Source organism: Bacteroides sp. OM08-11, from assembly GCF_003438665.1.
Classification (GTDB): Bacteria; Bacteroidota; Bacteroidia; order Bacteroidales; family Bacteroidaceae; genus Bacteroides; species Bacteroides cutis.
Window position 1 is genome coordinate 329,698 of record NZ_QSTJ01000004.1, and the last position, 13,017, is coordinate 342,714.

The following is a 13,017-nucleotide window of genomic DNA, read 5'->3' on the forward strand; positions in this document are numbered from 1 at the left end:
AACTTATTTACCCGAGAAACGAGATCAGCACACCAGCTGCCACAGCCGAACCGATAACACCCGAAATATTACTGGACATACAATAATTCAACACATGATTTTTCGGATCATATTTCGTAGCGATATCATTACAAACACGGCTCGCCATAGGTACGGCACTCAACCCGGTTGCACCAATCAACGGGTTAATCTTCTTCTTAGAGAACAGATTAAACAGCTTTACAAAGAAAATCCCCCCCGTAATTGACAAAGCAAATGCAAGGAAGCCACCTATTACAATACCGATAGTCGTCCAATTCAAGAACGCTTCGCTGGTCATCGTAGCCCCCACACTCAACCCCAAGAAAATAGTTGCCGCATTCATGATACTATTTGCAGCAGCATCGAATAAACGACTGGTATCAGAACCGATCTCCTTAATCAAATTGCCAAACATCAACATACCGATCAAAGGTACCGCAGTAGGCACAAAAAGAGCTACAATCGTAGTAACTGCAATCGGGAAAATAATCTTCAACACCCGCAGGTTCTTGATTTCCGTCTTCGAAGGATAAAGTTTCTCCTGTTCTTTCATATTAATCATCAGTTCCTTTTTGGAGCAGAACAGTTTTACTACCAACGGAATAATCACCGGCACCAAAGCCATATAAGAATAAGCGGCAATAGCGATCGGTCCCAACAAATGAGGAGCCAGCTTAATCGTAGTAAAGATAGCCGTCGGACCATCGGCACCACCGATAATACCCAGCGCACCTGCTTCCTGTGGAGTAAAACCTATCATCACGGCACAAAGCAATACTGTAAAAATACCAAGTTGCGCTGCCGCACCGAATATAGAGAGACGCAGATTACGAAGCATCGGTCCAAAGTCTGTCAACGCACCTACTCCCATAAAGATAATGGGAGGCAAAAATCCGGTCTTGATCAACATATAATAGATGAAGTTCATCAATCCCAAGTCGTGTGCAATCTCATGCAACGGCATTTCCCAGATATTCTTCAACACCCCGTTTACCATAACCATTCCATTTTCATCCGCCTGAATTACCCCCATATCACCGCCGGGAAAGTTGGCTATGAGTACACCGAAAGCGATAGGCACCAACAACAACGGTTCGTAGTGTTTCTTAATTCCCAGATAAAGCAGAATGAAAGCAATGGCATACATCACGAGGAATGACGGATCGGCAATAATATTGCTGAAAGCCGTCATATCATAGAGTTTTGCAAATATATCTTCCATTATCCAATCTTCATTAATACATCATCTTCAGAAACAGAGTCACCCGGATTAACGCAAATGGCAGTCACCGTTCCGGCAAAGTCGGCACGGATGGCATTGTACGTCTTCATGGCTTCAATATAGCAAAGGAGATCGCCCTTCTCTACCTTATCCCCCACTTTCAGAGGAGTTTCCTGCGCATTCTTGGTAAGGAAGAACTTACCTTCCAGCGGAGCCGGCACATCTTGCCCTTCACCTACGGGAGCAGTAACCTTTTCAGTAGCGGAAGCCGGAAGATCAATGTCACCATAGGCCACCGTTACGCGATAAGCCTGTCCGTCCACCTGCACCGTGAGAGTTTTAGGTTTGGCATCATCCAACGGAGATTTATCCCGTTCTGCACGGCGTTTTTCAACATCAGCCAAGAAATCTTCTTTCGCCTTACCGCTTTTATATGCCTCATATTGTGCCGGATGCATGGCATATTCAAAGAGTTCCTCTTCGTCCTCGCCAAGTTCCCATTTATTCTCTTTCATCATCTTGCGGTACTTGTCCAACGCGTCAGGATAGTTGTCCTGCGGATTTCCGGTGAAGAATTTACGTCCTTCACGTTCAGCCTTTTCTATCAGTTCGGGAGCCAACGTACCCGGCAACTTACCTGCCTTGCCCAGCAACATATCCCAGATGTCATCGGCAATCATCCCCCAACGTTCCTTACCTTTCTCCATAGCGATGACATTCATCATGGAAAGGTTCTTAACATACTGGCTGAACGGGGTCACCAACGGTGGATAACCCACACGGGGCCAAACGTATGCCACTTCGTTGAACAACTTGATAAGCAACTGGTCTTGCGTCATAAACGGCAAATTACGTTTTGCCTTATACTTATTGATAGATTCCAGATTGGACTCCAAGTCAGCCATCAGGCTACCCATCATACCACCCGGAAGTCCCGGACCTATCAACAGGGAATTCATCAAGCGATTTCTCGGGCTGATGTAAAGTCCGAGGAAGTCATCCATAAACTCCTGAATAAGAGCACGGACTTTCATATAGGCTTCCATATTGATTTCAGGCACCTGGAAACCGGCGTCTTTCAACATAGCCTGTACACTGAGCAAGTCAGCATGTCCCGTACCCCATGAAAGCGGCTCCATACCCACGTCTATATAATCGCAACCTGCCTCACAAACCTCAAGGATACTTGCCATATTAAAACCGGGGCCCGCATGGCTATGATACTGGACAGGAATATCTTTTATCTTCTTGATACCTGCTACAATCTTACCCAAAGATACCGGACGCCCGATGCCGGCCATATCCTTAATACAAATCTCATCTGCACCCGCCTCAATGAGTTCCTTAGCCATGTTCACATAATATTCCACCGTGTGCACCGGAGAGAAAGTGATACACAGCGAACATTGGGAAATCATTCCCGCATCATGTGCATAGCCGATAGAAGGAATAATATTACGGGTATCATTCAATCCGCAGAAAGTACGAGTGATATCCGTACCCTGCGCTTTCTTTACTTTATAAAAAAGTTTACGCACGTCGGCCGGTACAGGGCTCATACGAAGCCCGTTCAGTGCACGATCCAACATATGAGTCTGAATACCTGCTTCATGGAATGGTTTCGTCCATTCGCGTACGGCTTTATTAGGATTTTCCCCAAACAATAAATTTACCTGTTCAAAACCTCCGCCATTGGTTTCTACACGGGCAAAACAGCCCATCTCAATAATAGCGGGAGCAACCTTCACCAGCTGGTCTACACGAGGAACATATTTTCCGGCACTCTGCCACATATCCCTGAACACCAAGCTGAATTTAATTTCTCTTTTCATACTATTTTTCAGTGTATTTTTTATATAAGATTAATTTTACTATTTAATTTTTTCTACCTTCGCCACCTTACCTTTACCTTGTGTAACCACTGTTACAGCCGCACTGATAGCAGCCAGGATATTTCCGGGAATAGGTGCAGGAGCATTCCCCACAGCTTTGGCAGGCACCACTTCTTCAGGGACATATTTATTCACAAGCGCAATAAGACCTTTTCCCATATAGATAACAATCAACAGGATAGCAAAGACCGTAGCCATACCCACAACCATCAGCAAAAGTGCCGTATTCAAGTTTTCCATATTATAATTTATTAGTTATTCAGCCATTTTTAGATAAAAACGTCCGAAATTAGCGATAATTGATGAGAAAATGCAGAAATATAATAATAAAATTTGCTAAAATAGGAGTCCGGGAAGAAAGAACAAGGGGACGAGTTGACAAGGAGAATACTTCCCCCTCGTCAACTCGTCCCCTCAGGTCCTGTCAACTAAAAAGCTGAGCTAACGGCGGAACCTCCCTATCCCAACGGATTCTCGTTCTGGTCTTCATCGCTACCGCCCTCACCCGGATTGCCGCCGGTGGAAGAGTCACCGGAAGAAACAGACAACTTGCCCCACTCTTCCCAAACAATCTTTGTATTCACCATGCTGCGGGTAGTCACCTGGCGGCCACTGTTACGCTCCACTTCGGGCAAGAAACGGACACGTACCCCGTTAATCAGCGAAGCGCTTACCTCCTCAGCCGTCGGCACCCCTCTTTTGGCAGAAGTAGCCGTATAATAGAAGGTACCTATGCCGTCTATCTTCACAGTACGTCCCTGCCCCATGAAATTACTCAATACACGTCCCAAGTTCTCCATTACCGCATACGTGTCACCACGGGTCACGGTAGAGAGAACGGACAGTTCATCTGCCACTTCACGGGTAGTAACCGCCTTGCCCCAGGTTACTGATTGAGGGTACCACAAATCGTTTACTTTCTTCTGAATTCTTCTAAAAAATGCCATAATCGTAATGTTTTAAATGATTAATTAATAATGTATATCCGGTTTCTCTTGTCTCACCCGAGAAACAGAAGTCTTCATCGTGAGGCCTCAACGGTTCAGCCGTCTGCTTTTCTCAAATTCGATGTTGCAAAGTTAGGGCAAGGTACAAGGGAAAACAAGAAAATGGCATCTACAGCCGATTTACATAAATCACTTAAAAACAAAAGATTACAAAAACACCGTCTCTACAAGGAGAAGGAAAATATAAAGCAGGAATAAGAAGAACAAGGTAGTAATCTCTACAAACACTATCCATAAATATCTGATAATGAATACACCTATATCTTCTGGCTCTACAAGGTGGTTGTTATGATATCATTTACATTTTAATTTTGCAATCGAGAATTTTCTCATTACCGTCACAAACTCATCAGGTAATCTTTTGATAACTTCCTCCTTTATAAAGTCAGGTACACCACCATAATAGGCTTCCGCAATGCCACCCGTAATAGCCCCCATCGTATCCGCATCTCCTCTTAAAGATACAGTCAGCCGAATAGCACTTTCATAGTCCGTGCTTTCCAAAAAAGCAATGATAGATTCCGGCACCGTACCTTGACAAGAAATATCATAACTATAAGTAGGCCTTATCTCATTACAAGTACGACTAAGATTATAACCAAACATCTCCTCTACATACTTCTTTATCTCCTGCTTGGATTTGCCCGTACGTGCCAAAAAGACACAAGCCGCCGTAGCCTGCGCTCCTTTTATCCCTTCAGAGTGATTGTGCGTTACTTCCGCGCTCCGCTTTGCCGCAACCAATGTTTCCTCCAGTGTATCAAAAAACCATCCCACAGGACTGACACGCATGGCCGAGCCGTTTCCCCAACTATTATAAGGCTGCGGATCATCAGCCCATAGCCAACGGATAAAACTACTACCATATCCTGCTAATGGATAACGGTTTCCATAATCCTGCATGATACCTAAAAGACTATCTCCCGTCAACAACCAATCTGCATTGGCAACTGTCATAACGGTGTCATCGGTAAACTTCGATGCTTCGGTAAACAATGGGAAATTCCACTCTTTTACCGGCGAGAATTCATAGACAGAGCCTATTATGTCTCCGGCAATGGCTCCCAACAAAATATCTTCTGTATTCATCGCTTCAATATTTTTATTTCTGAAAGATAGCAATTCCTCATTAAAAAGAGATACACAATCTATTATTACATGCTCTCCTCTACTTTCTTTCTCATTCAATTTCCGTTCAAGATCCTGCAATTCCTGTTCACATGCCGGGCAAGTGCCACTGCAAGATCCCACATGAGTACATTCTGTCTGTACATATTCTATGCCATTAGCCTCTGCTATCTGTTTACGTAAATTGGTCATCAGCAAACAGACTGTTTTTGAATCTCTCCCACCAACCATTTTTTCTTGATTTATAATTATTCTGTAGTTTTCCTGTTAGCCCAGTAAGTTTTCCACCAACCTCTGCCTGCACCTGATAAATCAATCTATCAAAGTGGCTAAGGTACTATAATATAACAAATAACAGCTAGTTTTGCAAGGCTTTCAAAATCATCATCTGATATTCTTCTATTAAACGTAAATACAAAAGAGAAAGAAAACTATGAATAGCAATATTTTCTAAAATTACAAATCTACCCACTTCTCATTTTGTAACAACATTTCAAAATCCAAAACCATCCGCTTCAAGCCATCAATCTGCCACAGTCCATCCCCTCCCGGAACGCCTTCTGAAGTGGGGGTAATTCAGTATACGACTGAATAGGATTCAATATACGACTGAATGGCATTCAGTATACGACTGAATAGGGTTCAGTATAAGACCGAGGTTATATTAGTAGCAAAACAGAATTGAGAATAGGGGAAATCAGCGACTTTTTGTCCTAATAAATCAACACAGGTTGGCTATATCTCTAAAATAATCATATAAAAATATCGGAAATGAGTTCAAGACAGCTACTCTGCAATTTTCTGTATTTACATACTTAGCCAGTTGATTTTCATATATGTTGCTCTGAGCGAGATTTTCTTTTAAAACTGGTATAGCATCAACACCTACACAAATGAAGTTTGCCTTCCGAACATTCATATCGGTCAAATGCAACCAATTCTCTTTAGCAACCTGTTGTTTCAGCAACTTCTTTTCCTCTTTCTCATTTTTATTACCTGATACAAGCAGATGCTCAAAAGAATTATAAAAAGAAAAATCACGAGCCAAGGCTTTAAAATTATAACATTTCTCACGAGTAATGTCATAACTCAGATAATCCTTATCCGGCAGTTGCTTGGTATAGAACACAGACTCCACCATCGGATAATTGATATACAATTTCCCATTTCCGGTTTCATCGTCAAAATACTCCAGCATTTCACCAATATGCCGGTTATTCTCTTCCAATGTCAATCGGGATTCTTGAAAATCATAATCAAAAAACAAGAATATTTCAGAAACATCTACTTCCAGAATGCCAGCAAGAGTATCATCCCCGTTCTTTTGCAATATATCATTAAGTATAGTTACCGTATTTCCGCTTGCTGTAACATTTTCAAAGACGTCATACCCCTTCAACTTTGAATACAAAGAATAGATATTGCTATTGTAAGTACAAACAAAAGGCTCCACCTCTTTGGTGAAAAACAAATGTTTCAAAGTCTCAAAAAGACGAGGTTCACATTTCTTGCCTTCAAAAATAAATAGAATCATACTTTAAAAGTGTTACCCCGAAAAAGTTTCTCAATATTGTGTCCGAATCTCAACTCTTTATCTGTACAGTCACACAAAGGCTTAATCTTATTTTCATTCAAGATGAAATTACAGTCCGGACGCAGCAAATCATTTGTCATCAAATATGTATTATGCGAAGACGTAAATATCTGACAATCCATATTGAACAGCATTTTGCACACTTCAAAGGCTAAACGGAAATGATAGAACGCATCAAATTCGTCAATAAAGACAAATGACGCTTCACTCATTCGTTTCATCCAAAAATAAAGTAATTGCAGTGATCTGGTTCCCGTAGATGCAACCAAGTTAAAGGGAATCTCAGAACCGTCTATATCACAAAGAATCTGCTTATCAGTAGAGGAATGCACAGTAAGTTGAAAATTCTGCCCGCTGACACTCTGCAGGAAATTTGAAAATTCTTTGAGTAGCCCATTTGCAATGATAAACTCATCAAGATTCGTTACGCTTGTTTCAAGCCCGATAAACTCCCTTATATCGAGATTTCTGAACCAAAGCATAGAGTTAACAAACTTGCTGAGTTTTATCAGATAATGCTCTTTGCTTAAGGGATAAGAAGTCAATAAGAAATTGACTATCGACACGTTATTTGCATTGCTTCCGAGGTTATTCTCTATGGTTTCTTCCATAGGAAACTGTTGCTTGTCTATACAAAAAGAACCATTCTTCCGTTCAAAAACCAAATTATCGTCCACTCGAAGCGATTCGGACGCTAATATACCGCCTGCACCTTTGGAATAGGTATAGAGAATTGTCTCGTTCCCAAATCTAAATGTATATTCAAACTCGACTGTTCCCTCTTTCTTTCCGGCATAAATGAAGTTCACATAATAATCTATCTTTTTCCATTTGGGAGACAAATGGTTCTCAATATCGAATAAGGCCAAACTGAAGTTTGTTTTACCCGACCCGTTCGGACCATATACTATACCATTTTTTATGATACCGTCTTTGATAGCATTTTTATTGAACTCATAATTTGCCGGATTTGACAAATCCCACTCGATGCGGTCTGCAAATCCACGATAGTTGGTAACAGCGAATTTTACTAACATACTTCTATTGACTTAACTTTCAGAAGACAAAGATACGGAAAAGGATTTCCGTAAAAAAATTACGGGCTTAATTTATCTTAATGCCCACCTAATAGTTTCATACCCTTGTTGCTGTTGTCTTGCAATCCGAAATTTCAGACATGACACACTACTGTATCCAGCGTCTCTCCATCGGCAAACAACCTGCCATCCACCTGCATCATCCGTTTCTTCAGGCGGAACTTCTGCTGGGACACGGAAGCGGGAGACACGGCAGTGAGCGTGGCAATCTGCGCATTGCTGAAGTGCAGGCGGATAAGCATGCAAAGCTGGCTGTCGGCAGGCGTAAGCTGGGGAAAACGCAAGACAAGGCGTTTGGAAGCGCCCTTGTACACTCTGTCAGTAAGCTTCTGCAAATACTCCCACTGGCTGTCCGCAAGGTATTTGGGCTGTGTACGCAACTGCTTCATCACCTCGTCTGCGTCTATCATGGCGGAAGCGAGCGCCTGTACCTGCCCGTCGAGCATACGGACACGCTCGCCCTCTTTCCTCAACAGTTCCAGTTCGCGAGGCACGGGGTTGTCTTCATACTCCTTGAGACGGGTGCGGAGTGACTCGTTTTCTTTATCCAGACGACTGCCATGTTCCATGAGGTTTGTCAGCGAGCCATGCACTTCTTCGCGCTCTTCGTCGGTCAGCGACATCTCCTTCAAGCACTCTTCCAGTTCCTCACGTTCGCGTTCGTTGTTGCGCAGACGCTGTTCATTCTCGCTCAGGGTGATAAGGTAGTTGCGGTGACGGCGCTCTTTCTTGAACCGGACAAGGCTGAACAACATAGCACCGGAGATACTGAACATGATTATAGAAAACACTCCCCAGAAGAAACGTTCGTAACCACTGACCGGTTTCAACCGCACATGCCTGCCATCGGAAAGTTTCTTTATCTGATTGTATTCACGGTGCAAGTCGGAAATCAGGCGGACGGCTTGGGCACTGTCAACAATACCCGTCTGTACCAGCGAGTCGGCACGGACAAGGGACTGTTCGTAGTTCATCAACGTCTTACCGGAAGGTTTCGAGCAGGCTGTCAGTCCCCAAAGGAGGGTAAGTAAGAGAAAAAGAGAGATGTATTTCATTTTGAAATTTTGTGTTTATAATAATAAGGTAGAGAGGAACGGCAAAGTTACAGAAACAAAGGTAACACTTTCTTCCCACAATAAATAAAGAGGTACAAAGTTTTTCATTACTTTGTACCTCTTCAGTTATATTTCTCTTCGACCTGTATTATTCATAGTCGTGAGTCAGCCAAAATCATATAGCTCAAAACTCGCTGGTGAAGTGGAACTTTATATTCTTGAAGTCCATCTGCGCCATTTGTAGTACATAACCGCTATCAGCCAGGAACACATCCCTGCCTTCACGGTCTTTCGCCATATACTGGTATTTACGTTTTTTGAAAGCCTCCAGTTCTTCAGGGTCATCACTTTCAATCCAACAGGCTTTATACAGGCTCAACGGCTCCCAACGGCATTTGGCGCTGTATTCATTTTCCAAACGGTATTGGATGACTTCGAACTGCAACTGGCCTACAGTACCAATAATCTTGCGACCGTTGAACTGGTTGACAAACAACTGTGCCACACCTTCGTCCATCAACTGGTCGATACCTTTGGCAAGCTGTTTCTGCTTCATCGGATCGGCATTTTCGATGTATTTGAACATCTCGGGAGAGAAGCTTGGCAATCCACGGAAATGAAGCATTTCGCCCTCAGTCAACGTATCACCGATCTTAAAGGTACCATTATCCGGCAAACCGATAATATCTCCCGCCCAAGCTTCATCAATGGTAGTCTTGCGTTGCGCCATGAACTGGGTAGGTGAAGAAAAACGCAACGTTTTTCCGTGACGCACATGCAAGTAAGGAGCATTCCGTGTAAATTTGCCGGAACATATCTTACAGAAAGCGATACAGGAACGGTGGTTCGGATCGATATTGGCTGTAATCTTGAAAATAAAACCGGTAAATTTAGGTTCTTCCGGCGCCACTTCACGCTCTTCCGCTTTTACGGGACGGGGACTCGGGGCAATCTCCACAAAACAGTCCAGCAACTCTTGCACACCAAAATTGTTCAATGCAGAGCCAAAGAAAACCGGGGCAAGCTCGCCTTTCAGGTATTCTTCATTATTGAATTCGGGATAAACTCCATCTATCAGTTCCAGCTCGCCGCGAAGTTTGTCGGCCAGCGATGAACCGATATGTTTATCCAGTTCTTCGGTATGGATATCTACTTCTACCTTTTCCGTGACAACTTGCTTGGAGGGTTGGTAGAGGTTCAGATTATGTTCATAGATATTGTATACTCCCTTGAAACGGACACCGCTTTCGATGGGCCACGTCAAGGGACGCACATGGATAGAGAGTTCTTCCTCCAATTCGTCAAGCAAATCGAACGGGTCTTTCGCTTCACGGTCCATCTTGTTGACGAAGATGATCACCGGCGTATTACGCATACGGCAAACTTCCATCAATTTACGGGTCTGGGTTTCCACACCTTTCGCACCGTCCACTACAATGATGACACTGTCTACAGCAGTCAGCGTACGATAAGTGTCCTCAGCAAAATCCTGGTGACCCGGAGTATCGAGGATATTGATTTTATAATCCCGATAGTCAAACTCCATCACGGAAGTGGTAACAGAAATACCACGTTGTTTTTCAATATCCATCCAGTCGGATGTCGCCGTTTTCTTTATTTTATTGCTTTTTACAGCTCCGGCTACTTGTATCTGTCCACCGAAAAGCAATAGCTTCTCAGTCAATGACGTTTTACCGGCATCCGGATGCGCGATAATCGCAAATGTCCGTCTTCTTTCTATTTCGTTGTTATTGGCCATATATCAATTAGTCAGTAATAATCACTTTTCCAAATTCTTAATGCAGGCAGCCAAGCTTGTTTCCCAATGAGGAATTTCAATACCGAATGTCTTCTTTATCTTTGTTTTATCCAATACAGAGTAATGCGGACGTGGTGCTTTAGCCGGAAATTCATCCGTGTGCAATGGACTTACCTTACAGGTTGTAATACTTGCCAGACGGTGTATCGCCAAAGTAAAATCATACCAGGAACAAACACCTTCATCACTGAAATGATAGATGCCAGGAATGATACCTTGATTGATAGCTGCAAAAATGGCACGTGCCAAGTCATTGGCGTATGTCGGCGTTCCTATCTGATCAAAGACAACACCCAAAGTTTCACGCTCGCGTCCCAGACGGATCATGGTCTTCACGAAATTATTTCCGTAAATGGAATATAACCATGCTGTACGGATAATCATGGCACGGCTACAATTCTTCAATACAACTTGTTCTCCTGCCAACTTTGTGGAGCCGTATACGGAATTGGGACAAGGGGCAACTTCTTCCGTATAAGGAATATGTCCCGTACCGTCAAAAACATAATCCGTGGAAACTTGAATCAATGCAGCGCCGCAAGCCTCAGCGGCGGCGGCCAGATATCCCGGAGCGACATGGTTCAGTTTATCACAAAGTTCAGCGTTGTCTTCCGCCTTATCGACTGCTGTATAGGCAGCACAATTCACAATAACATTTATCTGATTATTTACTACAAACGCACGCACTGCCTGTTCGTCACAAATATCCAGTTCCTGCACGTCGGTAAAGAAATAGGAATGTTGAGGATTTTCTTGCGACAATACCTGCATTTCATTGCCAAGTTGACCGTTGGCACCGGTTACTAAAATATTCATTTAAAGAGTTACACTTATAAATATTAATGTTACGATGAACAATTCTCCCTTAATCCAGCTCCAATTCGCCACGCTTTTCTTTATCGTAGTAATTGGCCAGCAGTGAAACGAAACTGCTGATTGCTTCCATAGCTTTGGCAGTCCCCTGACTGATTTCTTTTTTCTGCAAACGCAGTAATAATATACCATAGAGGGCCTCGAAACAAGTCTCCAACTCCGGTTCATCCTCTTTTCCGTTTTTCCGGCGCAATTCTACAATAAAAGGCAATGCTTTGAAATAAGCGGCGTTATAAAACGGATATTGGGTGGAAGCCAGTAAAACAGCGTGCAATTCTGTCAGACTCTGTATCACATTACGGTTGATTTGCAGATGTCCTTTTTCCTTCACTCCTTCCGTACGCATCATCTCAACCAGATTGGCATACCATTCTTCTAACGCAGCACGTTCTTCTTCTGCGTAATGGGAAATGATATTATGACGTATTTCATCAATATCGCACTTATTGGCACGAAGCAAGTCTTCTACTTGCCACATATATATAAGGTATTCGGCAATATTCTTTTCTTTCAGTTGTTTTGCAATCTTCATCGGGAAATTATCAATTATCAACTATCGTTTATCAACTAATACAAAGATTCTCCCATCAAAGTAAACACCAACCCAAGCACAGACACCACCATGACAATACTTCCGATGATACGGTTCAATATCCAAATACCACGCAAATTAAATTGCGTACGAACTTTATTTACAAAATAAGTAATACCGAACCACCATGCTAAAGCGCCTAAAGCAATGGCAAAATATCCCGTAACAGCCTCAAATACCAATACTCCCTCACTTACAAAAGCAAAACGAGCAAAAAGGCCGACAAACAGAAAGATAATCAGTGGATTGGAGAGTGTAACGGCAAAAGCAGTGATGAAGTTATGAAAATAAGACCCTTTGTTGGTAGAAACCGGACGAATAGATTGTACAGGATTGCTGCGAAACGTATAAATACCAAATACCAATAACAAGATACTTCCGAAAAGTTGCAGGTAAAAAATATTCTTGTTAACATAATCAAAAACGAAACTCATCCCGTAGCCCGTCAACAAAGCATATGCAATATCACTCAAAGAAGCTCCTATACCGGTTACAAAACCATACCAACGTCCTTTATTCAAAGTACGCTGGATGCACAATACCCCTACAGGCCCCAATGGTGCGGACACAATAACACCGATTATGAATCCTTTCCATAATATGTCAAATATGGTCTCTATCTGAATCATGCCTGCAAATATCGGACTTTTTTATGAGACGAACGAATAGAGTTAACGTTTTTTCGACGGAAAAGGATCTTAAAAGTAAAGAATATCC

At 42.7% G+C, this 13,017-nt stretch carries 12 protein-coding genes; all 12 read right to left on the minus strand.

What is annotated here, in order from left to right; translation table 11 throughout:
- Nucleotides 1–7: 7 nt before the first annotated feature.
- Entirely contained in the window at nucleotides 8–1,243 is a 1,236-nt protein-coding gene (locus DXC10_RS09845) for a sodium ion-translocating decarboxylase subunit beta (protein WP_101544979.1), read from the minus strand.
- Nucleotides 1,243–3,075 (minus strand): biotin/lipoyl-containing protein, encoded by a 1,833-nt coding sequence (locus DXC10_RS09850; RefSeq protein WP_101544977.1) that lies wholly within the window; start codon nucleotides 3,073–3,075, stop codon nucleotides 1,243–1,245. Before DXC10_RS09850 ends, DXC10_RS09845 begins: the two co-directional genes overlap by 1 nt.
- A gap of 39 nt (nucleotides 3,076–3,114) precedes the next feature.
- Entirely contained in the window at nucleotides 3,115–3,375 is a 261-nt protein-coding gene (locus tag DXC10_RS09855) for an OadG family protein (protein WP_101544975.1), read from the minus strand.
- Nucleotides 3,376–3,593: 218 nt separating this feature from the next.
- Entirely contained in the window at nucleotides 3,594–4,082 is a 489-nt protein-coding gene (locus DXC10_RS09860) for an HU family DNA-binding protein (protein ID WP_117737788.1), read from the minus strand.
- 354 nt (nucleotides 4,083–4,436) lie between these two features.
- Nucleotides 4,437–5,231 (minus strand): ADP-ribosylglycohydrolase family protein, encoded by a 795-nt coding sequence (locus DXC10_RS09870; protein ID WP_101545134.1) that lies wholly within the window; start codon nucleotides 5,229–5,231, stop codon nucleotides 4,437–4,439.
- A 760-nt stretch (nucleotides 5,232–5,991) separates the two neighbouring features.
- Nucleotides 5,992–6,804 (minus strand): hypothetical protein, encoded by an 813-nt coding sequence (locus DXC10_RS09875; protein WP_101544968.1) that lies wholly within the window; start codon nucleotides 6,802–6,804, stop codon nucleotides 5,992–5,994.
- On the minus strand, nucleotides 6,801–7,901 hold the full coding sequence (locus DXC10_RS09880) for an ATP/GTP-binding protein (protein WP_101544965.1): 1,101 nt from the start codon (nucleotides 7,899–7,901) through the stop codon (nucleotides 6,801–6,803). Before DXC10_RS09880 ends, DXC10_RS09875 begins: the two co-directional genes overlap by 4 nt.
- Nucleotides 7,902–8,035: 134 nt before the next feature.
- Nucleotides 8,036–9,016, minus strand: a complete 981-nt coding sequence (locus DXC10_RS09885) for a hypothetical protein (RefSeq protein ID WP_101544963.1) — start codon at nucleotides 9,014–9,016, stop codon at nucleotides 8,036–8,038.
- A gap of 184 nt (nucleotides 9,017–9,200) precedes the next feature.
- Nucleotides 9,201–10,775: a peptide chain release factor 3 gene (locus tag DXC10_RS09890; protein ID WP_101544961.1), complete on the minus strand. Its 1,575-nt coding sequence runs from the start codon at nucleotides 10,773–10,775 to the stop codon at nucleotides 9,201–9,203.
- Between the two features lie 21 nt (nucleotides 10,776–10,796).
- Nucleotides 10,797–11,651 (minus strand): dTDP-4-dehydrorhamnose reductase, encoded by an 855-nt coding sequence (gene rfbD, locus DXC10_RS09895; RefSeq protein WP_117737789.1) that lies wholly within the window; start codon nucleotides 11,649–11,651, stop codon nucleotides 10,797–10,799.
- Nucleotides 11,652–11,700: 49 nt separating this feature from the next.
- A complete protein-coding gene (locus DXC10_RS09900; RefSeq protein ID WP_101545132.1) occupies nucleotides 11,701–12,240 on the minus strand; it encodes a DUF4924 family protein in 540 nt (179 codons plus the stop codon).
- Between the two features lie 35 nt (nucleotides 12,241–12,275).
- On the minus strand, nucleotides 12,276–12,929 hold the full coding sequence (locus DXC10_RS09905; RefSeq protein ID WP_101544957.1) for a LysE family translocator: 654 nt from the start codon (nucleotides 12,927–12,929) through the stop codon (nucleotides 12,276–12,278).
- Nucleotides 12,930–13,017: the final 88 nt, after the last annotated feature.